Here is a 22,005-nt window from a genome sequence, read left to right on the forward strand (position 1 = left end):
AGGGGCGGCTCCAAGACCCACAAGGACACCGACGGCGACGTCCGCGACCGCGTCAAGAACATCCTCACCAAGGACGGCAAGGACGACGACGGCCTGGGCGGGCGCAAGGGCAGCTCGGGTCCCGAGGGCCGCCGAGGAGCCGACGACAAGCGGACGAAGCCGGATCGCCTCGACACAGCCAAGGACGACGCCCGCCGCAACGGCATCTCGCTCGAGAAGAAGACCTGTGAGAACGACCCGGTCGATGTCGCCACCGGCGAGATGACGCTCCCCCAGACCGACCTGTCCCTGCCCGGCGTCCTGCCCCTCGTCCTCCGCCGCACGCATCTCTCCGAATACCGTTACGGCCAGTGGTTCGGCCGCAGTTGGGCTTCCACCCTGGACGAGCGGATCGAGCTCGACCCGCTGGGCGCCGGTGCGGTCTGGTCACGCGAGGACGGCTCGCTCCTGATCTATCCCCGGCTGCCGCTGCCGGACGACACCGACGGCGTCCTGCCCCTGGAGGGTGCACGGCTGCCCCTCCTGTACGGCGGACAGGACAACGCGGAAACCACCTACCACGTCACCGACCCGCACTCGGGTCTGACGCGCTCCTTCAGGGGAAGCCCGTACAACGAGTCCCCGGCCTACTGGCTCGCTGAGATCGAGGACCGCAACCTCAACCGGATAGCGTTCGCCCGCCGCGGCGACGGCAGTCCCACGGCTGTCACCCATGACGGCGGCTACCGGGTCACGCTGGCCGTCGAGGACGCCCGAGTACGCGGACTCGCCTTGCGTACGCCCGACGGTCCGGTCACCGTCATGCGCTACGGCTACGACGCGCAGGGCAACCTCGACGCCGTCATCAACTCCTCGGGGCTGCCGCTCCGCTTCACCTACGACCCGGACGCAAGGATCACGTCCTGGACCGACCGCAACGACTCCACGTTCCAGTACGTGTACGACACCGCCGGCCGGGTCGTCCGCACGATCGGCCCGGACGGCTACCTGTCATCGACGTTCGCGTACGACGTCCACCCCGAGACGGGCGACCGCATCACCCGGTACACGGACTCGGCCGGCGCCACGAAGGTCTTCCACTTCAACGACCGCCTCCAGGTCACCGCGGAGACGGACGCGCTGGGACACACGAAGCATCAGGCCTTCGACCGCTACGACCGCCTTCTCTCCCGCACCGACGCACTCGGCCGGACCACCGCATACACCTACGACGACCAAGGCAACCTCACCCGCGTCGACCACCCGGACGGGACCGCGGCCACCATCGAGTACAACGAGCTGAACCAGCTCACCTCGGTCACCGGCCCGGACGGTGCGACGTCACGGCAGGAGTACGACGAGCGCGGCAACCCGACCCTCTTCACCCGCCCGAACGGGTCGACGACCCGGCTCACCCACGGTGCGCGCGGCCAGCTCATCGGAGTCGACGACTCCCTGGGCGCTGTGGACCGGGTGCACTGCAATGTCGCCGGTCTTCCGCTCGCGATCCGCGGCCCGCTCGGCACGATCACCCGCTACGCACGTGACGCGTTCGGTCGCGCGGTCAAGGTCACCGATCCGCAGGGGCGCACCACCGAGCTGGAGTGGACCGTCGAGGGCAAGCTCGCCCGCCGGACCGATCCGGACGGCTCGCAGCAGTCCTGGACGTACGACGGAGAGGGCAACTGTCTCGTCCACACGGACGCGGTGGGCGGCGAGACGCGCTTCGAGTACACCCACTTCGACCTGGTCGCCGCCCGCATCACGCCGGACGGTGCACGCCAGGAGTTCCAGCACGACACGGAGCTGCGCCTCTCTGCCGTGACGAACCCGCAGGGTCTCACCTGGAGCTACGCGTACGACGAGGCGGGCCGTCTCACCTCCGAGACGGACTTCGACGGCCGCACGCTCAGCTACACCCACGATGCGATGGGCCGCCTCTCCTCCCGTACCAACGGCCTGGGGCAGTCGGTGCGCTTCGAGCGCGACTCGGCGGGTCGCGTCGTCACCAAGGACGCCGAGGGGGCGGTCACCCGCTTCACCTACGACATCCACGGCAACCTCGCAGGTGCCGTCGGTCCGGACGCGGAACTGAGCTTCGTACGCGACAGCTCGGGCCGGATCCTCCAGGAGATCTGCAACGGCCGGGAGCTGGCCAACGTCTACGACGAGACCGGCCGCCGTGTCCGCCGCACCACTCCGTCCGGAGCGGTCAGCGCCTGGTCCTTCCCCGCGGACCTCCACGCCGAGCTGAACACCTCCGGCCACCAGGTGGTCTTCGAGTTCGACGAGACGGGCAGGGAGGCCACCCGCCGCATCGGCGACTCCCTCGCCATCGAGCACGCCTACGACGCGGTCGGCCGCCTCACCGAGCAGCGGGTCCGCGGCGCCGACGACCGGACTCTCCAGCACCGCTCGTACACGTACCGCGCGGATGGCCATCTGACCGCGGTCGACGACCGGCTCGCCGGCAGGCGGCAGCTGGAGCTGACGCGCGAAGGCCGGGTCACGGGCGTCACCGCCGAGGACTGGAGCGAGCGGTACGCCTACGACGAGGCCGGAAACCAGACAACGGCGTCCTCGCCCGGCGACGGCGACGCCAACGGCTCACGCGAGTACACCGGCACCCGCATCACCCGCGCGGGGCGGGTCCGCTACGAGCACGACGCCCAGGGCCGGGTCGTCCTGCGCCAGAAGGCCCGCCTGTCGCGGAAGCCGGACACCTGGCACTACGGCTGGGACGCCGAGGACCGCCTGGTCTCGGTCACCACACCCGACGGCACGCGCTGGCGCTACCTGTACGACGCGCTGGGCCGGCGGATCGCGAAACAGCGTCTGGCGGCGGACGGGGCGACGGTCGCCGAAGAGGTGGCCTTCACCTGGGACGGCGACACCCTGTGCGAACAGACCACCTCGTCGGCCGGCTCCGCCGACGCCGTCGCCCTGACCTGGGACCACGACGGCGTGAAGCCGGTCACCCAGGTGGAACGCCGCCTCCTGGACCAGTCGGAGGTCGACCGCCGCTTCTTCGCGATCGTCACGGACCTGGTCGGCACGCCCCGTGAACTCGTCGACGAGCAGGGCGAGGTGGCCTGGCGCACCCGCGCGACGCTGTGGGGCACGACGACATGGAACCGCAGCGCCACCGCGTACACGCCGCTGCGCTTCCCCGGCCAGTACTTCGACCCCGAGTCGGGCCTCCACTACAACCGCCACCGCCATTACGACCCGGAGTCCGGACGGTATGTCTCCCCGGACCCGTTGGGCCTGGTCCCGGCCCCGAACGCGGTCACGTACGTCGACAACCCGACGCGGTGGATCGACCCACTGGGGCTGGCGGGGTGCCCGCATCGCAACGGCGACCACAGGCACAGCGTGGTGCTCGGCGTGGACATGGAACCCCACCGGCAGTCGGAGTCCCTGGCGAGATACCTGCGCAACGATCCTGCTGACCCCGACCATGATCCGAATCGGCCCAGGGACCCGGGGGCACACACCTACAACGGCCCCGACTACGCCGGGGAGGAGCCAGGCGGGCCCATCTGGATGACGAACGTCATGGCCGCCGTCGGAGACCGGAACACAACCCTGTCGATCACTCTTGACGGAATGCCGAACAGCGACGGCAGGGTCGGAAACTGGAGCAGCCCCGCAGACATCGTGGACGCGTTCCAGGCAGCGGCACAGCACGGAGCCCAGTTCAACACCTCTCATGAAGACCATTACCCGGGCCGTGGTTCCGGAACGGCCTGGGAAATGAGCGAGGTGGCTTACGCGGTGCGCAACTACGACGGGGCCGCTGCGTGGGGAGACGCTGACCATGAACGCCCTGGCCGACCTTGGGAAGAAATCCAGTGGTACACCCGCGACGAGGAGAACGGAGGGTACAAAGAGGTCAAGGTGCCCAAGCCTGACATCCCAGAGATCCAGCCAGATCTGTCGAAACTACCGAAGCATCTGAGGGACGCGCTAGATGGCGAATCATGAAACAAATCAGGACGCTGCAGAGATTGTCGCTGCAGAATGGCGCAGCGTTCTGGCTTACGGTCCGGACAGGGTCGACCCTGTGGTCCCCCGCACCGCGTATGCGCACCCCGCGTTGCGAGAGCTCTTCCCCATGGTCAGCCATGGAGTTCTTTATTTGAGTCGTTGCACGAAGTACCCGTGGACCCACGATGTCGGGACCGCTTTTCCCCAAGCGGCCGGTGGTTACCGAGTGCGCCGCAAATCCGACAACACTCTCCTCGGCGTGGTCGAGACCGTCGGGGAGGCCTACGAGTTGATCGCCGCCAACCTCCCGGAGGGCTGCGGCCCCGCCGTCGACGGCACCCCGGACGACCTGTGACCGCAGATCGCGTGGTGGCGGAATGGCAAAACCTCCTGGAAGGGAGCCATGATCTGATCGACGCGGAAACCGTCCGCGCAGCCTGTGCGCAGCCACAATTGCGACACCTCTTCCCGATGGTCAGCCACGGAGTGATGTACTTCAGCCGGTGCACCGGACTGCCGGCAGCCCATGTCGGCGGCCAGGTTTACCCGCGAGGAAAGGACGGACGGTTCTGGGTTCGGGGACCCATGGGTGTAGGGACCGTTGGCCGGGCGGAGACCCTGGAGGAAGCGTTCGCGTTGGTCTCGGCAAATCTCCCGGAAGGGTGCGGGCCCGCCATCCTTGGCACAGCGGAGGACGTGTGACGCAAGGAAGAGTCGAGGATGCCGCTCGGGTCGTTCGCGCCGAATGGCAACAAGTCCTCGCGTACGACGATGACCTGGTCGACCCGGCGGTGATTCGCGCCGCGTACGCGCAGCCTCGGCTGCGGGAGCTTTATCCCGCGGTGAGCCACGGCACCCTGTTCCTCAGCCGGTGCACCAAGCTCCCGGGGTCTTTCGTGCCAGTGGTGTACCACAAGGTCGAAGGCGGCTATCAGGTATCCGCCCACGGCGTCGGCAGTCTCGGCGAGGTGGACACCGTCGAGGAAGCGTTCGCGCTCGTCGTCGCCCACCTCCCCGAGGGCTGCGGCCCGGCCGTCATCGGTACGGCGGACGACGTTCCTGGCTGAGGTCGCCGGTTCGGACGGCGGCGGCCCCTCCCGAACCGGACCCGACCCGGCCGACGCCGAGGGGTGTCGCCCCTGCCCACTCCTCGCTCCGAGGAGGGGCGCAACACGCTGCGTAGGGCCGAGTACCGGCTGCACGGAAAGCGTCGGAGCCCCTTGCCCGGGACGGGCAAGGGGCTCCGACAGAAGCGACTCAGCTCGGGTCGAGCTCGATCACCGCGACCCGCTCCGCGGGCGTCTTGCCCCGCAGCGCCGGGCCCATCGCCTGGGCCACGTCGTCGGCCGAGACCTGGTGCTGCTTGCCGTCACCCTTGGTGATCATCACACCGTCGAAGACGCCCTCCAGCAGCTGGTCGATCGCCTGCTTGTTGTAGACCTCGACCAGCTTTCCGTCGATGGCCTTCATGGACAGGATCTTGGGCAGGGACTTCGCGGGGCCGAACTGGATCTCCTCGGTCCCTGCCTTGATCGTGATCAGGCCGGACATCGCGGGCTCCGCGAACTCCTTCATCGCCCGGTCCAGCTCCGCCTGAGTGACCGTCGGTTCGCGGGTGGCGACCGGCAGGTTCACCACGTTCGGCTTGCCCGTCTCGACCTGTGCGCGGTACGCGTCCTTCACCGCGATCATCGAGGGGCCGATGTCCAGCGCCCGGCCGGCCTTGCCCGGTACGGGAACGGCCTTGCCCGGCTCGAACCGGATCGTGCCGTCGGTGGCCGAGCCCGAGGTGCCCGCGAGGTCGGCGAGCGCGACGCTCAGCTTCTCCTCGTCGACGTTGATCACCGGCTCGGTGACCCGCTCGCCGCCGAAGAGGGAACCGATCACGGACACCGGGTTGTAGTCGCTGCCTGCGGCGGCGCGGACGGTCGCCTGGCTGTCCAGGGACAGTCCCGCCTTGTCCGGGCCCAGTTCCGCCTTCTCGCCGCCGACGGAGAGCTGCAGCGGGCTCCTGGCACGATCACCGAGCTTCGCCTCGAGCTTGACGACGGCCTCGTCCTTCGTACCGCCGCCGATGTCGACGCCGAGGACCGTGGTGCTCTTCGGTACGTCGGAGTGGTTGAGCAGCAGGCCGGCGCCGTACGCGATGCCGAGCAGACCGACCGCACCGGCGCCCGCGAGCACCAGCTTGGAGCGGCCCTTCTTGGCGGGCGCCGACGAGGAGGCCGTGGCGGAAGCGGGCCGGGGCGCAGGGGTGGGGTCCGCGCCCGCGATCGGCCCGGCGGGTCCTGCGGGGCCACCGGGTCCGGCAGGGAACTCCGGTACGGAGAAGTCCGGGTCGGGTCCGTGCGGGCCGGAGCCGGGACCTTGGGAAAAGATCGGGTTGGGGCCTGTGCCGGGACCGGACTGAGGGGCGCCGAGCGGCGGGAACGGCGAGCGGTGCTCGCTCGGTACGACGGGGATGCCACTGGTCAGCGTGTCCCCGGAGACATGGCCGCCACCCGACTCGGGGGCGGGCTTCTGTGGGGTGAGCACGGCGGTGTCGTCGGACATCCGGGGCGCGCCGCCGGGGCCGGACTGCGAGGCCATCGGCGCCATGCCGCCGGTGGCGGGTCCGGAAGTGGGACCGGTCGGACGGCCGGAGCGGTCCGGCCCGATGGGCGGGCGGACAGTCGGCGGGGGTGTGCTCCGTCGAGAGGCGAAGCCGTTGCCGTCGGGGGCGTGGCCGCCCTGACCGCCGGCCGTGCCCTGACCGCCCTGCGACGCGTCCGGGGAGTACGGCGCCCCCGTGCCGCGGGCGGTGCCGCTGCCGCCGCGGGGACGGGTCGGGAGTTCGGGGTTGCCCGCCTGCTCGGCCAGTGCCGCCAAGCCGGACTTCGGGGCGTCGGAGCCGGGGCCGCCCGTGCCGACCCCGTTCGTCGACGGACCACCTGTACCGCCCGAGCCATTGGTGCCCGGACCGCCGCCGGACGGACCGCCGCTCTGCGGGGCGGGCGCGGCGGAGGCGGGCTTGCGCGGTGCGAACCAGTCGCTCGGCGCCGGCTTCTCCTCCGCGGCCGGTGCGGGCGTCTCCGCCTGCTCCCGAGTCGCTCCAGGACGCGGCGTGCTACCCGTGCGTTCGCTGTCGCGGCCGCCCGCGGTGTCCGCGCCGGAGCCGGTGGAGGCGCCGGAGCCGCCGGCCGCCGATCCGGCCCGCGTCGCGGCGTCGGTCTCGCTCATCGGCGTACGCATCACGACCGGCGGGATCGGCCGGGAACCCGGAATGTTGATCCGGATCCGCGTCGTCAGCGTGGTCTCGGTCTTCTTCTCTTCCGGCTGCTCGGGAGCGGCGCCGACGGCCTCGTCCGGTGCGTCCTGCGTCGGATGCAACGACGGATACTGGCGGGATCCGTACGGCGGTGTTCCCGAGGGGTACGCGGCTCCACCGCGCCCCTGGGGGCCGGAGGACGAACTGTCAGTTTCACGACTCAAAGCAGGTTCTCCCGGTTGGCTTCGCCGCCCGTTCTTACTGGAACAGCTACTACTGCGGGCGGCTCGGCGACGCGCACCACCATACTGGCCCATGCCGACGCACACCCGGGGACTGCGGGAAGCGGTCCCTGCCTGCCCTCGGCGGACCATACGGGTACGGCCACTTCAAGGGCATTCCGGCCCCGTTGAGCGACCCACCTTAGGGGTGCGCCGAACCGGCCGCGTGCTGGGGGTACGACGTGTGGCTATCCGCCAAGTCGGCCCTGGCCTGCGCCCGGTTGCGGCAGCCGCGACATCGTGGCACACATCACAGCGGTAGCCATACCGCCCAGCATGAAAACGAGCGGTCCGACCCCACCGGCGAACATGGCGTCGCCCTCGGGACGTCCGACGCTCAGAGCGACGATCGACAGGAGCCAGCCCACCGCCGACGCCGCCACCCCGAGCTGGCCGCCGGTCGCGCGCAGGGACCCGTAGAAGAGGGCCGCCGTGGCGAGCAGCGAGAGCGCCAATCCGCCCGGGAACCAGGCTCCTTGGACCAGTGCGCCGGCGATGCCGACGGCTGCGCCGAGGACGGCCAGGGCGAGATACACGACGACCCGGCCGGGCTTGGGCGTCCCGGTGAGGAACGAACTGCGCATGTCCGGTCCGCTCATTCCGTCACCCCTGTCGCTCCCTGAACTCCCATCGGATCCTCACCTCGTGTAACTCTCCCAAACTCCGCGATTCCCGCGAAGAGGTCACGTTCACGCTCTCCCGCCGGGGCACCCGACTCGCCCACCACCAACTGGTAGTACTCGGTGGTGAAGAGGGGTTGCCCCAGATCGTTGGAGAGTGCGAAGAAGGGGCCGTCCACGGCGATTTGCGTGGCATGCGCCCGCATGGCCGCCGCTTTGTGCCCGGCGTAAGCGGCGCCGTCGATCTCCGTGGTGATCTCGAAATCCTCCACTACGCCCGGAATGTCGCCCACTTCGGCAATGCCGGGAAAGCCCGCACCTGCTGCGGCGCGCAGCCGGGCGAAGCCCTCCTCGGCCACCGACCGGGGGACGCGGTTCCAGTAGATCTTGGTGAGGGAGTGGGGTGCGCCGAGATCGCGCCGGTAGGCGCGTTCGGCGGCCAGCTCGGCGGCGCGCATGGCCACGCGGTGCGCCTGGATGTGGTCGGGGTGCCCGTATCCCCCCTCGGGGTCGTACGTCACCAGCACCTGAGGGCGGACCGAGCGGATGATCTCGACCAGATGTCCCGCGGCGTCGTCCACGTCGGCGTTCCAGAACGCGCCCTCGCGGTGGTTCTGCTCGACGCCCATCATCCCGGAGTCCCGGAACCGGCCCCGGCCGCCGAGGAAACGGTGGTCGGTGACGCCCAGCTCCTTCATCGCGGCGGTCAGTTCGCCGGCACGATGGGGACCCAGCCGGTCCTCCCGGTCGGGTGCGAGATGAGCGAGATCGGCCGGAATGACCTCGCCCTCCTCGCCGAGGGTGCAGGTCACGAGGGTGACCTGGGCACCGGATGCCGCATAGAGGGCCATCGTGGCGCCGTTGTTGATCGACTCGTCGTCCGGGTGCGCGTGCACCAGGAGCAGACGACGGGCGGGAAGATCCTTCATACGGGACAGCCTAGAGCGCGGCGTACAACCGCCTAGAACTTGATGCCCCCGATCATCCCCGCGACATTCGTGGTCAGCTCGGTGATGGTCGGTGCCACCGAGGAGCTGGCGAGGTAGAACCCGAGCAACACACAGACCGCCGCATGTCCTCCTTTCAGTCCGGATTTCCGGATCAGCAGGAAGACGACGATCGCCAGCAGCACCACCGCCGAAATCGAGAGTGCCACGGCGGTTCACCTCCACAGATATTCGGTCGGGACGGTCCCGTTGCATGTGCCAGGAGGTTCATACCCACCTTGCGCTACGGATCATAACTATCCGTACCCACGCATCGATCGGTGCACGGCAGCACACGGGGGCGCACAACGGAGGGCCTGTGCCCTAGTTTCGGACCCATGACAGCGACGCAGCCCTCCGCCCCGCTCTCCTTTCCCCGTCAGTCGGCGCGGACCCAGCGCTTCACCCTCGGGACACCACGCGCCTTCACCGTCTCGCCCGACGGTTCACGAGTGGCGTTCCTCCGGTCGGCTTCCGGGACCGACCGGACCGGCCTGTTGTGGGTGCTCGACCTCGACGCGACCGACGGCGACTCTCCCCGCGAACGGCTCGCCGCGGATCCGAGGGAGCTGCTCGGCGGCGCCGAGGAGCGGCTGTCCGCCGAGGAGCGGACCAGGCGCGAGCGAAGCCGCGAGGGGGCGGCGGGAATCGTCGGCTACGCGGTGGACCGGGCGGTCGAGCTGGCCGCATTCACGCTGTCCGGGCGGCTGTTCACCGCCGAGCTGCGGGCCGGGACGGCGCGTGAACTGAGCACGCCGGGCCCGGTGCTCGACCCCCGGCCCTCTCCCGACGGGCGGCACATCGCCTATGTCGCGCGCGGCGCGCTGCGCATGACCGGCGCCGAGGGTGACGGGGACCGCGCACTGGCCGAGCCGGAGGAGGAGAACGTCTCCTGGGGTCTGGCGGAGTTCGTCGCGGCCGAGGAGATGGGGCGTTCCCGCGGCTTCTGGTGGGGTCCGGAGTCGGACCGGCTGTTGGTGGCCCGGGTGGACGACAGCCCGGTGCGACGCTGGTGGATCGCGGACCCCGCCCATCCGGACCGGCAGCCGGCCGAGGTCGCCTACCCTGCGGCGGGGACACCCAACGCCGAAGTCCGGCTGTACTTCGTCACCTTGGACGGGGAGCGCACCGAGGTCGCCTGGGACCGGGCACGCTATCCGTACCTGGCCAGGGTGCACTGGTCGGCGGCCGGTCCGCCGCTGCTTCTCGTGCAGTCCCGGGATCAGCGCACGCAGCTGTACCTCGCCGTCGACGAGGAGACGGGCGGCACCCGGACGGTGCACGCGGACGAGGACCCCGCGTGGCTGGAACTGTTCCCGGGCGCTCCGGCCTGGGCCCCCGAGTCGTCGTACGCACATGGATTCGGCAACGGAAGGCTCGTCCGGATCGCGGACGAGGGCGGCGCCAGGGTGCTGGTGGCCGGCGACCGGGCGCTGACAGGGGCGCAGTTGCAGCTGCGCGGGGTGCTCGACATCGGGGAGAGCGATGTGCTGGTGTCGGCGGCGGCAGGTGCCGGGGCCGCGGATCCGGAGACCGGTGAGATCCATGTGTACCGGGTCAACGAACTGGGGGTCGAGCGGGTTTCCGAGGGGCCGGGAGTGCACACGGCCATCCGCTCGGGTGAGGTGACGGTGCTCTCGTCGTCGCGGACGGACGTGAGCGGGGCACAGGTCCGGGTGTTCCGGGAGGGCAAGCCGGTAGCGCTCGTCGCCTCGTACGCCGAGCAGCCGGTGCTGACGGCCCGCCCGCGTCTGGTCGAGGCGGGCGAGCGCCGTATCCCGTGCGCGGTGCTGCTGCCGGCGGGCCACAAGGAGTCGGACGGCCCGCTGCCGGTGCTGCTCGATCCCTATGGCGGGCCGCACGGCCAGCGTGTGGTCGCGGCACACAACCCGTATCTGACCTCCCAATGGTTCGCCGACCAGGGTTTCGCCGTGATCGTGGCGGACGGCCGAGGCGCACCCGGCCGCTCCCCCGCGTGGGAGAAGGCGGTCAAGGACGCGTTCACCCTGACCCTCGACGACCAGGTCGAGGCGCTGCACGCGCTGGCGGGGTCGTATCCGCTGGATCTGGAGCGGGTGGCCGTCCGGGGGTGGTCGTACGGCGGGTATCTGGCGGCCATGGCGGTGCTGCGCCGCCCGGATGTGTTCCATGCGGCGGTGGTCGGCGCTCCGGTCACGGATCTGCGGCTGTACGACACCCACTACATGGAGCGGTACCTGGGCGACCCGGCGGAGCAGCCCGAGGTGTACGCGGCCAACTCCCTCGTCGGCGACGACGGGTTGACGGTCGCGGAGACACCGCACCGGCCGATGATGATCATCCATGGCCTTGCGGACGACAATGTGGTGGTGGCACATGCACTGCGACTGTCGTCGGCGCTGCTGGCCGCCGGGCGCCCCCATGAAGTGCTGCCACTGTCGGGCGTGACCCATATGACGCCGCAGGAACAGGTCGCGGAGAACCTGCTGCTGCTCCAGGTCGACTTCCTCAGGCGCTCGCTCGGCCTCGCCTGACGGGGTGCGCTCGTCCCGGCTACCAACCAGGTGGCCGGGACGACGGCGGCGACGGATATCCGTGACCGGACGGCGTGGATGTCCCGCTGCCCCAGGACCCGGTCACCGGGTCGCTCTCGCCGCGGCGCAGCAGCGCCACCAGCAGCACGATGCCCGCGGCGAGCTCGAACAGCCAGGTGACGGTGAGCAGTTGATGCTCCAGACCCAGTTCGCCGAACCGCTCGAAAACCCTTTGCCGCACGGTGAAGTCCAGTCCCACCGCGCCGTCGGCGACCAGCAGCGCGGCCACGACCGCTCCCAGAGGCCGTGTGTGCACGGCCCGTACGAGTCCACCGATTCCCGCCACGAGGGCGAGGACGACGACCAGCGCGGCCAGCCATGCCGACGGCGGTTCGAGCAACAGCAGGGGTGCACGCTCGCTGCCCGTCAGCCGGTCCAGGTAGACATCCGTCCCCGACGTGTACGCCCAGCGGATCTGCCAGGCCGCCGTGACGGCGGCGGCGGTGCCCAGCAGAAGAAGGGCGAGGACCGCGACGGACTGGGCCGGCCGCGTCGGTGTGCGCAGATGCGCGGCGCCGGCGTTGCGCGGGGAGTAGCCCTCGTCCTCCAGGTGGGCGTCGGCGGGCCGGCGGCCGGCGGCGGCCGTGATGAGCACTCCGACGCCGAGGCCGAGTACGGCGAAGGTGCTGTACAGCGCGCGGGTGCGCAGCGCGTCGGTGGCCTGCAGGTCCATGTAGGAGGCGGTGAGCGCCCACAGGGCCGGCAGTCTGACGCCGAGCGTGACGACTCCGGCGGCCACTAGTGCGGCACCCGCGACCGCCGAGCGCGGCACGGCGACGGCCAGAGCGGCGTACACAGTCAGCAGCGCAGGATCGACGATGGTGGTGGTCAGTGGCGCGGTGGCCCGTGTGCGGACGTCGCCCGTCCAGAAGCGCCACAGAGCGAACGGATCCGCCGCGGTCGTCAGGTCCCGTACGATCCACGCTCCCGCGATCAGCGCGAGCAGGGCACACAGCGCCGCTCCTGTGATCCGGGCCCCCCGCGTAAGAGTCACAGCTCGATCGTGCATCCGCCCGGAAGGGCCGACAAGGCCACTCCGGGCCACCGACGGCCGGTTTCCGCCGGCCGGGGACGCGGGTGGCCGGCCGGGCCCAAAGGGTCCCGGCCGGCCCAACGGCACCCGCACGGCCGTACGCAGTAGAGCCTGCCGCGTCCGTATATCGGACCCGCGACGGCGAAGTTGCCACGCTGTTAAGGACGCCGCGGGAACTGAGTCCTCGTCACAGGTGTTTGCCACCAGGCTCGTCGGTGCCGGACGTGTCCCTGCCGGTTGCGCCGGTTGCGCCGGTTGCGCCGGTTGCGCCGGGGCCGGCGGCGTCGGGCCCTCGTTCGTCGGCCCCCGGCACCACTTGACGCTGCTCCGCGAAGTGGCACGCCGACGGATGCTGCACCGGCCCGCCCACCGACCGCAGATGGGCGGGCACGGCGAGCAGCGGCACCTCCTTCGCGCAGCGCTCCTGCGCCTTCCAGCAGCGGGTGCGGAACCGGCACCCGGACGGGACGTTGGTCGGCGAGGGCACGTCGCCGGTGAGGATGATGCGCTCCCTGCGCTCGCGCGCCTCCGGGTCGGGCACGGGCACGGCCGACAGCAGTGCCTGGGTGTAGGGGTGGGTGGGATGGTCGTAGATCTCGGCGTCCTTGCCGATCTCCACGATCCGTCCGAGGTACATCACGCCCACCCGGTCGGAGATGTGGCGCACGATGGACAGGTCATGGGCGATGAACACATAGCTGAGCGAGAACTCGCTCTGCAGCTTGTCCAGGAGGTTGATGACCTGCGCCTGCACGGACACGTCCAGCGCGGAGACCGGCTCGTCCGCGACGATGATCTCGGGCTGCAGCGCCAGACCTCGCGCGATGCCGATGCGCTGGCGCTGCCCGCCGGAGAACTGGTGCGGATAGCGGTTGATGTACTCCGGGTTGAGACCGACGACGTCCAGCAGGTCCTGGACCTTCTGCCGCCGCGAGCCCTTGGGGGCGACCTCGGGATGGATCTCGTACGGCTCGCCGATGATGTCGCCGACGGTCATCCTCGGGTTGAGCGAGGTGTACGGGTCCTGGAACACCATCTGGATGTTGCGCCGGACCGCCTTCAGGGCCCGGCCGGAGAGCGTGGTGATGTCGTCGCCCTTGTACCGGATCGTGCCGGCCGTGGGGCGCTCCAGATGGACGAGCATCCTGGCGAGCGTGGACTTCCCGCAGCCGGACTCCCCCACGATGCCGAGCGTCTCACCCGCGACGAGGTCCACGTCGACACCGTCGACGGCCTTGACCGCGCCGACCTGCTTCCTGAAGAGGATGCCCCGGGTGAGCGGGTAGTGCTTGACCAGGTCGCGGACTTCGAGGATCGCTTCAGCCATGGAGGGTCGCCTCCCAGAAGTGGCACGCGCTCCGGCGTTCCTCGTCCACCTCGTACAGCGGGGGCTCGTCGGTGCGGCACACGTCCTGGGCGAAGGGGCAGCGGGGGTTGAAGGCGCAGCCGGGCGGGATGTCCAGCAGGTTGGGCGGCAGGCCCTTGATGGCGTAGAGCTCCCGGCCCTTCTGGTCCAGGCGCGGGATCGACTCCAGCAGGCCCTTGGTGTACGGGTGGGCGGGCGCCCGGTAGATGTCGTGGACGGGGGCCGACTCCACGATCCGGCCGGCGTACATCACCGCGATCCTGTCGGCGACGTCGGCGACGACACCGAGGTCATGGGTGATCAGGATCAGCCCCATGTCGAGTTCGCGCTGCAGCTCGGCGAGGAGATCCATCACCTGTGCCTGGACGGTGACGTCGAGCGCGGTCGTCGGTTCGTCGGCGATGATCAGGTCGGGCTCCAGCGAGAGCGCCATCGCGATCATGATGCGCTGACGCATCCCGCCGGAGAACTGGTGCGGGTACTGGCCGACGCGTTCCTTCGCGGCCGGGATGCGGACCCGGTCCATCAGCTCGATCGCCCTGAGTCTGGCGCCCTTGCGCGACATCCCGTGGTGGACGGTGAACATCTCGCCGAGCTGTTCCCCCACGCTGAGCACCGGATTGAGCGAGGACAGCGCGTCCTGGAAGATCATGGCCATCTGCGCGCCCCGGATCCTGCGCCGCTCGTCCTCCCTGAGCTTCAGCAGGTCCTGCCCCTTGAAGAGGATCTCGCCGCCGGCGATCCGGCCTGGGGGCATGTCCAGAATCCCCATCACGGCCTGTGCGGTCACGGACTTGCCGGAGCCCGACTCGCCCAGCACCGCGAGGGTTTCACCCGCGTCCACCTCGTAGTGGACGCCGTTGACGGCCTTGGCCACCCCTTCCCTGGTGTGGAACTCGACGTGCAGGTCGCGTACCTCGAGCAGCGGGCCGGACGCGGCGGCCGGTCCGGCGGGCTGCACGGTTTCGGACGAGGTGCTGGGCATGGCGGGCGTCCCCTAACGCAGCTTGGGGTCGAGGGCGTCGCGCACCGCGTCGCCGAGCATGATGAACGCGAGCACCGTGACGGCCAGCGCCCCGGCCGGCCACAGCAGCATCTGGGGGGCGTTGCGGATGTAGGGGGACGCGGCGGAGATGTCGATGCCCCATGACACGGTCGGCGGTTTCAGACCGACGCCGAGGAACGACAGCGTGGCCTCCAGGGAGATGTAGGTGCCCAGCGCGATGGTCGCGACCACGATGACCGGGGCAACCGCGTTGGGGGCGATGTGGCGCAGCAGCATCCGGGTGTTGGACGCGCCGAGTGCCCGGGCCGCCTGCACGTAGTCGTTCTGCTTCGCGGTGATGACCGAGCCGCGGGCGATACGGGACAGTTGCGGCCAGCCCAGCAGCACCATGAAGCCGACCACCGGCCAGACGGTGGAGCTGGTGACGACGGACAGCAGGACCAACCCGCCGAGGACCACCGGGATGCCGAAGAAGATGTCGGTGATCCGGGACAGGAGCCCGTCCCAGCCACCACCGAAGAATCCGGCGAGCCCGCCGAGCACCGAGCCGAGCAGGGCCACACCGAGAGTCGCGCAGATGCCGACGCTCACGGAGGCACGCGCGCCGTAGACCGTGCGGGTGTACACGTCGCATCCCTGCCCGTTGAAGCCGAAGGGGTGGCCCGGCTGGGAGCCCTGCTGCGCCTTGGCGAGGTCGCAGTCGAGCGGGTCCTGCGTGGTGATGAGCTGGGGCCAGATCGAGATGACGACCAGGAAGAGGATGACCAGGGCGGAGACGATGAACACGGGATTGCGTCGAAGGTCGTGCCAGGCGTCCGACCACAGGCTGCGGGGCTTGCCCGCCGGGCCGGCACCCGCCGGGCCCCCTGGTGTCCTCTCCAGGGTCTCGGCTTCGCTCATGGCCAGGTCCGTCGCCCCGCCGGCTCCGGTCGGCGCGATGGCGGAGTCGTCGAACGGTCTCTGGGGCTCAGGCATACCGGATCCTCGGGTCGAGAACGCCGTACAGGAGGTCGACGAGGAGGTTGGCCACAAGGAAGACGATCACGAGCACGCTGACGAAGCCGACGACGGTCTGGGTGTTCTGGCGGAGGATGCCCTGGTAGAGCTGGTAGCCGACGCCGTGGATGTTGAAGATGCGCTCGGTGACGATCGCCCCGCCCATCAGGGCGCCGATGTCGGTGCCGATGAACGTGACGACGGGGATCAGTGAGTTGCGCAGCAGATGGCGGCGGATCACCCGGCCGCGGGGCAGGCCCTTCGCCTTCGCCGTGCGCACGTAGTCGGAACGGGCGTTCTCGGCGATCGAGGTCCGGGTCAGCCGGGTGACGTAGGCCAGAGACACGGAGGCGAGTACCAGGCCCGGCAGGATCAGCTCGCCGAGCGGCGCCTCGGAGGAGACCGACGGGTCGACGATGCCCCACTCGTAGCCGAAGAGCAGTTGCAACAGCAGGCCGGTGACGAAGGTGGGCACGGAGATGACCACCAGCGTCAGGAGCAGGATGCCGGTGTCGACGGGCCTGCCGCGCCGCAGCCCGGTGACCACGCCGAGGGTGATGCCGATGACGATCTCGAAGAAGATGGCGACCAGGGTGAGCCTGATGGTGACCGGGAAGGCGTCGGCCATCAGTTCGGTGACTTCCTGACCGTTGAACGCGGTGCCGAAGTCCCCGGTGAAGACGTTGCCCATGTAGGTCAGGTATTGCTGCCACACCGGCTTGTCGAGTCCGAACTCGCTGCGCAGCTGCGCCTCGGTCGCGGGGTCGCACTGGCGCTCGCCGCACAGGCCCGCGATGGGGTCGCCCATGACGTTGACCATGAGGAAGATCAACAGGGTGGCACCGAAGAAGACCGGGATCATCTGCAGCAGACGCCGGATCACATAACGTCCCATGAAGGGCTCCGGGGGGTCGTGGGAAGGGTGACGGCACGTCGGGGCGGTGCCGGGCCGGTTCCTTCCGTGCCGTCAGTTGACCGTGATCTCGTTGTAGACCGGGACGCTGAACGGGTTCAGGGCGACGTTGGAGAGGCGTTCCGAGTAACCCGCGCTGCCGTTCTGGTACCAGAGCGGGATGGCCGCCATCTCGTCCCGTACGACTTCTTCCGCCTGCTTGAACGTGTCGACCGCCTTGGCCGTGTCGGTCTTGGCGTTGGCCTGATCGACGAGATCGTCGAACTTCTGGTTGCTCCACTTGCCGTCGTTGGAAGAGGCGTTGGTGTAGTAGAGCGGCTGGAGGAAGTTCTGGATCAGCGGGTAGTCCATCTGCCAGCCGGCCCGGAAGGGCCCGGTCATCTTGGAGCCGGTGATCTGGTTGCGGAAGTCGGCGAACGTGCCGACCGGCCGGCCGACACAGGCCCGGTTGTTGCCGACGGCGTTGTTGATGGAGTTGCAGACGGCGTCCACCCAGGTCTTGTGGGAGCCGGTGTCGGCGTTGTACGAGATCGTCATGCTGCCGCCGGGGATCCCGCCCGCCTCGTTGATCAGCTTCTTCGCCTCGGTGGGGTTGTACTCGCAGGCGTCGCCGCACAGGGTGTCGTCGAAGCCACCGTCCTCACCCAGCACGGGTGAGGTCCAGTCCTTGGCGGGCGTGCGGGTCTTCTGGAAGATGGTGTCGGTGATCTGTTCACGGTTGATCGCCATCGACAGGCCGGTGCGGAGCTTGGCACCGTCCGGGGTGTCCCACGCTTCGTCGTAGTACGGGAACGCGAGGGTCTGGATGATGCCGGCGGGCGTGTTGATGTAGCGGTCGCCGATGTCCGCCTGCACGTTCGTCAGCTGGGCGGCGGGCACGTCGTCGACGAGGTCGAGGTTGCCGGCGATCAGGTCGGTGTAGGCGGTGTTGTTGTCGGTGTAGACGTTGAGGTCGATGCCGCCGTTTTGGGCCTTGTCGTTCCCGGGGTAGGCGTCCCACCGGCGCAGCGACATCTTGGAGCCCTTGGTGTACGAGTCGACCGCGTACGGGCCGTTCCCGACCGGCTTCGAGAGCCAGCCGGCGTGGTCGTCGAAGAAGGCCTGGGGCAGCGGCGCGAAGGCCGCGTATCCGAGGGTGTCCGGCCACGTGGAGAACTTCTGGTTGAGCTTGACCGTGAAGGTGAGGCCGTCGACGACCTTGAGCCCGGACAGGGTCTTCGCCGTGGGCTGCCCTTTCTCGGGGTGGACCTGCTCGTAGCCGTCGATCTGGCCGAAGAAGTAGGCGTTGCGCTGGTTGTTGCGCAGGTCGGCGCCGTAGTTCCAGGCGTCGACGAAGGAGCCGGCGGTGACCTTCTCGCCGTTGCTGAAGGTCCAGCCGTCCTTGATCTTGATGGTGAAGTTCGTCGAGTCGGTGGTCTCGATGGATTCGGCGAGCATGTTCTCGGCGGCGCCGGTCTTCGAGTTGTAGCGCTTGAGCCCGCGGAAGATCATGTCGAGGACCTTGCCGCCCTGCACCTCGTTGGTGTTCGCGGGCTCCAGTGGGTTCTGCGGGTCGCCCCAGGAGGAACTGACGATCCCGTCGGCGCCACCGGCTCCGCTGTCGCTTCCACCCCCGCAGCCCGTCGCCGCGAGGGCTACGACGACCGCACATGCGGCCCATGTGGCATGCGTGGCTCCGCGCATGGGGTTCCTCCTGTGTCTCCGGTCCGCCTTAGGACCGAATATCACCCCATTACAGAACTAACGCACTTTCAGGGCGTCCGGCTGGACAGTGCCGTGGTCGCGAGGACGGCTTCCCAGGTGTCGACGGCGTAGTGCAGGGCCATCCCGTGTGCTTCGTAAAGGGCAAGAGCCCGCGACTCGTTGGCCGTGTCCACGCCCAGACCGATGGTGTCGCGCCCACGAGCCGTGTACACGGCGAAGGCGTGACGGAGCAGATGGCCGCCGATGCCCCGGCCGCGGGCCGACTTGCGCACACCGATGTTGCGGATCCACGCCATGGCCTCGCGGTCGTCCCGGCTCAGCAGCACCGCGACGTCGCGCTCTTCCGGCATCGACGCGATCCACACCAGCGACCAGTCCAGACGGTCCCCGTCGATGTCCTCCAGCCACTGCTCGTAGGTGCGGGCGTGGTGGTCGAAGTGGTCGGCGAAGGTCTCCTCGACGAGGGCGTGGGCGATGCGGCGGTCGGCCTCGTCGCTGCAGTCCCGGAGTGTCAGCCCCACGGGGAGAGCTGCCGCGGCGGCGGCCTGTGCGGGCAGCGGCCTGGTCATCACCTGGTAGCGGCGCACGGTCCGCCAGCCGCGGTCCACCAGCAGCGCGGTGTCGAGGGTGGGACGGATGTTGAGGTGCAGATGCACCACGGCCTGCGCGGCGCCGGCCTCGGCAGCCATGCCGGCGGCGCGGGCCTCCATCAGCTCCAGCAGCCGGACGGCGGCTGCGGTCCGGCCGGGCAGGACGTAGTGGTCGATGCCGATGTGCCCGTCGCCGGATTCGCTCCACACGATTCCGTACGCCACGAGGACGGTGTCCTCGAAGGCCAGCCAGGAGTCGCTGGCGAGGTCGACGTCGGCGTGGGAGAGGTCGGACTCGACCGAGTGCAGGTCGGTCTCGGCGCGCCCGATCTCGTACTCGTCGACGGCGTTGAGGAGTTCGCATATGGCGGGTGCGTCCGCGAGGACGGCGGGGCGGACGGTGAAGGACATGGGCCAACTGTCCGTCCCGGCCGCGGGTGGTGCAACGCATTTTCGCCGCCCACGCGTACGCCCCGGCCACCCTTGGGGGTGACCGGGGCGTACGACAGCACACCGGCGCGTCAGTCCTTGACGGCGCCCTTCTCCAGCGCCAGCAGCGCCGGGTCCATGACGACGCTCTTCTCACGCTCGACCGTCGGGTCCTCCGGGAAGTGGCAGGCCGTCAGGTGGCCCTCCCTGTTCCCGGAGATCTGCACCAGCGGGGGCTCCTCCGTCGCGCACTTTTCCTGCGCCTTCCAGCAACGCGTGCGGAACCGGCAGCCGGTCGGCGGGTTGATCGGCGAAGGAACGTCGCCGTACAGCCGGATGCGCTCCTTGTTCGCCGCGTCGACGTCGGCCTCGGGCACGGCGGACAGCAGCGCGTGCGTGTACGGGTGCCGGGGCCGGTTGTACAGCGAGTCCCGGTCCGCGACTTCCACGACCTTGCCGAGGTACATCACGGCCACACGCTGTGAGAAGTGCCGCACCACCGCGAGGTCGTGCGCGATGAAGAGGAAGGCGATGCCCAGCTCTTCCTGGACCTTCTGCAGCAGGTTGACGACCTGCGCCTGGATCGACACGTCCAGCGCCGAGACCGGCTCGTCGGCGACGATCAGCTTCGGCTCGAGCGCGAGCGCACGCGCCACGCCGATGCGCTGACGCTGACCGCCGGAGAACTCGTGCGGGAAGCGGTTGTAGTGCTCGGGGTTGAGGCCCACGAGCTCCAGCAGCTCCCGCACCCGCTTCTCACGCCCGCCGGGCGGGTTGATGCCGTTGACCTCCATCGGGCTCTTGATGATGGTGCCGACGGTCTGGCGCGGGTTCAGGGACGAGTAGGGGTCCTGGAAGATCATCTGGATCTCGGACCGGATCGGCGCCAGCTGCTTGCGGCCGGCGTGCGTGATGTCCTGGTCCCGGTAGGTGATCTTGCCGCCGGTGGGCTCCAGCAGCCGGGTGATCATCCGGCCGGTGGTGGACTTGCCGCAGCCGGACTCACCGACGAGGCCGAGGCTCTCACCGGGGTACACCTGCAGGTCGATCCCGTCGACCGCCTTGACCGCGCCGACCTTCCGCTTGAACGGAAAGCCCCCGTAGATCGGGAAGTGCATCTTCATGCCTTCGACGGAGAGCAGTGGTTCACGCGAACCCGTGCCCTCCGTGTGACCCTGCTGCTCCGGCAGAGTGACGTTGTCGCTCATGTCTCTACGTCTCCTCAGCCCAGCCTGGGCTTGATCTCATCGATGAAGATGGTCTGCTTCTGCTCCGCGGACAGGTGGCACGCTGCCGCGCGGCCCTCGGCGAGCGCCGGACGCTCCGAGGAGCACAGTCCGCCCGCGACCTTGTCCTTGAAGGCACAGCGCGGGTGGAAGGGGCAGCCGGGCGGCGGGTTCAGCAGACTCGGCGGCGATCCGGGGATCGGCACCAGCGGCTCGTCGATGTCGCCGCCGAGGCGCGGCATCGAGCTGAGCAGACCCCAGGTGTACGGGTGGGTGGGCGCCTGGAGCACCTCGCGGACGCTGCCGCGCTCCACTGCCCGTCCCGCGTACATCACCAGCAGGTCGTCGGCCATGTTGGCGATGACGCCCAGGTCGTGGGTGATGAAGATGATCGCGGAGCCGAACTCCTGCTGGAGGTCCTTGAGCAGGTCCAGGATCTGGGCCTGCACAGTGACATCGAGCGCGGTGGTCGGCTCGTCGGCGATCAGCAGATCGGGGTCGCAGATCAGCGCCATGGCGATCATGGCGCGCTGGCGCATACCGCCGGAGAACTGGTGGGGGTAGTCGTTGAAGCGCATCGCGGGCTGCGGGATGCCGACCTTGTCGAGCATCTCGATGACCCGGGCCTTGGCCTCCCTCTTGGAGGCGCCGGTGTGCTTCATGTACGGCTCGGCGATCTGGCGGCCCACGGTGTAGTACGGCGAGAGGGCCGTCAGCGGGTCCTGGAAGATCATCGCGGCCTTGTTGCCGCGGAGCTTCTCGAGGTCCTTCTCGGGCGCCCCGGTGAGCTCCTGGCCGTCCAGGATGATCTCGCCGCCGATGTCCGTGGTCTTGCGGTTGTGCAGGCCGAGGATCGTCAGGTTGGTGACGGACTTGCCGGAGCCCGACTCACCCACGATGCCGAGCGTCTTACCGCGCTCGACGTCGAAGGAGAGCCCGTCCACCGCGTTGACGATGCCGTCCTCGGTGGAGAACCGCACCCGCAGATCGCGCACCGAGAGGAAGGCACCCGACCCGTTCGGGGCCGGTGCGTCTTCGGTCTTGGTCAGTGTGGTCACGGTCGTTC

At 69.5% G+C, this 22,005-nt stretch carries 18 protein-coding genes; 5 read left to right on the forward strand and 13 right to left on the reverse strand.

Features of this window, described 5'->3' with window-relative positions:
* The 4 genes from AC067Z_RS29870 to AC067Z_RS29885 all read left to right on the forward strand — a co-directional run.
* On the forward strand, positions 1–3,966 hold a 3,966-nt coding region (locus tag AC067Z_RS29870), incomplete at its 5' end, for an RHS repeat-associated core domain-containing protein (RefSeq protein WP_478792754.1).
* A complete protein-coding gene (locus AC067Z_RS29875) occupies positions 3,953–4,324 on the forward strand; it encodes a DUF6193 family natural product biosynthesis protein (RefSeq protein ID WP_478792755.1) in 372 nt (123 codons plus the stop codon). The genes AC067Z_RS29870 and AC067Z_RS29875, both read left to right, overlap by 14 nt.
* Positions 4,325–4,338: 14 nt before the next feature.
* Positions 4,339–4,671 (forward strand): DUF6193 family natural product biosynthesis protein, encoded by a 333-nt coding sequence (locus tag AC067Z_RS29880; protein ID WP_478792846.1) that lies wholly within the window; start codon positions 4,339–4,341, stop codon positions 4,669–4,671.
* Positions 4,668–5,036 (forward strand): DUF6193 family natural product biosynthesis protein, encoded by a 369-nt coding sequence (locus tag AC067Z_RS29885; RefSeq protein ID WP_478792756.1) that lies wholly within the window; start codon positions 4,668–4,670, stop codon positions 5,034–5,036. Before AC067Z_RS29880 ends, AC067Z_RS29885 begins: the two co-directional genes overlap by 4 nt.
* Positions 5,037–5,226: 190 nt before the next feature.
* Here the strand turns inward: AC067Z_RS29885 and AC067Z_RS29890 are convergent, their stop codons facing one another.
* The 4 genes from AC067Z_RS29890 to AC067Z_RS29905 form a co-directional block, all read right to left on the reverse strand.
* On the reverse strand, positions 5,227–7,440 hold the full coding sequence (locus AC067Z_RS29890) for a peptidoglycan binding domain-containing protein (protein WP_478792757.1): 2,214 nt from the start codon (positions 7,438–7,440) through the stop codon (positions 5,227–5,229).
* 245 nt (positions 7,441–7,685) lie between these two features.
* On the reverse strand, positions 7,686–8,096 hold the full coding sequence (locus AC067Z_RS29895; protein WP_478792758.1) for a DUF6113 family protein: 411 nt from the start codon (positions 8,094–8,096) through the stop codon (positions 7,686–7,688).
* On the reverse strand, positions 8,093–9,046 hold the full coding sequence (gene mshB, locus AC067Z_RS29900; protein ID WP_478792759.1) for an N-acetyl-1-D-myo-inositol-2-amino-2-deoxy-alpha-D-glucopyranoside deacetylase: 954 nt from the start codon (positions 9,044–9,046) through the stop codon (positions 8,093–8,095). The genes AC067Z_RS29895 and mshB overlap by 4 nt, the downstream gene beginning before the upstream one ends.
* Positions 9,047–9,078: 32 nt before the next feature.
* Positions 9,079–9,273 (reverse strand): hypothetical protein, encoded by a 195-nt coding sequence (locus tag AC067Z_RS29905; RefSeq protein WP_478792760.1) that lies wholly within the window; start codon positions 9,271–9,273, stop codon positions 9,079–9,081.
* Between the two features lie 168 nt (positions 9,274–9,441).
* Here AC067Z_RS29905 and AC067Z_RS29910 point away from each other — a divergent pair, with 168 nt between their 5' ends.
* Positions 9,442–11,616 (forward strand): S9 family peptidase, encoded by a 2,175-nt coding sequence (locus AC067Z_RS29910; RefSeq protein WP_478792761.1) that lies wholly within the window; start codon positions 9,442–9,444, stop codon positions 11,614–11,616.
* A gap of 19 nt (positions 11,617–11,635) precedes the next feature.
* Here the strand turns inward: AC067Z_RS29910 and AC067Z_RS29915 are convergent, their stop codons facing one another.
* From AC067Z_RS29915 to AC067Z_RS29955, 9 genes are all read right to left on the reverse strand, one after another.
* A complete protein-coding gene (locus tag AC067Z_RS29915) occupies positions 11,636–12,670 on the reverse strand; it encodes a hypothetical protein (RefSeq protein ID WP_478792762.1) in 1,035 nt (344 codons plus the stop codon).
* A gap of 226 nt (positions 12,671–12,896) precedes the next feature.
* On the reverse strand, positions 12,897–14,036 hold the full coding sequence (locus AC067Z_RS29920) for an ABC transporter ATP-binding protein (protein ID WP_478792763.1): 1,140 nt from the start codon (positions 14,034–14,036) through the stop codon (positions 12,897–12,899).
* The gene (locus AC067Z_RS29925; protein WP_478792764.1) at positions 14,029–15,060 is read right to left on the reverse strand and encodes an ABC transporter ATP-binding protein; all 1,032 of its coding nucleotides are present in this window, start codon (positions 15,058–15,060) and stop codon (positions 14,029–14,031) included. The genes AC067Z_RS29920 and AC067Z_RS29925 overlap by 8 nt, the downstream gene beginning before the upstream one ends.
* 12 nt (positions 15,061–15,072) lie before the next feature.
* Positions 15,073–16,056: an ABC transporter permease gene (locus AC067Z_RS29930; protein WP_478792765.1), complete on the reverse strand. Its 984-nt coding sequence runs from the start codon at positions 16,054–16,056 to the stop codon at positions 15,073–15,075.
* A complete protein-coding gene (locus AC067Z_RS29935; protein WP_478792766.1) occupies positions 16,049–16,972 on the reverse strand; it encodes an ABC transporter permease in 924 nt (307 codons plus the stop codon). The genes AC067Z_RS29930 and AC067Z_RS29935 overlap by 8 nt, the downstream gene beginning before the upstream one ends.
* A 72-nt stretch (positions 16,973–17,044) precedes the next feature.
* Complete coding sequence (locus AC067Z_RS29940) at positions 17,045–18,673, reverse strand: peptide ABC transporter substrate-binding protein (RefSeq protein ID WP_478792767.1); 1,629 nt, start codon at positions 18,671–18,673, stop codon at positions 17,045–17,047.
* A 68-nt stretch (positions 18,674–18,741) separates the two neighbouring features.
* Positions 18,742–19,695, reverse strand: a complete 954-nt coding sequence (locus tag AC067Z_RS29945) for a GNAT family N-acetyltransferase (RefSeq protein ID WP_478792768.1) — start codon at positions 19,693–19,695, stop codon at positions 18,742–18,744.
* Between the two features lie 110 nt (positions 19,696–19,805).
* Positions 19,806–20,921 carry an ABC transporter ATP-binding protein gene (locus AC067Z_RS29950; protein WP_478792769.1) on the reverse strand — a complete coding sequence of 372 codons (1,116 nt, stop codon included), beginning with the start codon at positions 20,919–20,921 and terminating at the stop codon, positions 19,806–19,808.
* 14 nt (positions 20,922–20,935) lie between these two features.
* On the reverse strand, positions 20,936–21,997 hold the full coding sequence (locus AC067Z_RS29955; protein WP_478792770.1) for an ABC transporter ATP-binding protein: 1,062 nt from the start codon (positions 21,995–21,997) through the stop codon (positions 20,936–20,938).
* Between the last annotated feature and the right edge of the window lie 8 nt (positions 21,998–22,005).

Source organism: Streptomyces sp. NPDC043812 (genome assembly GCF_056436245.1).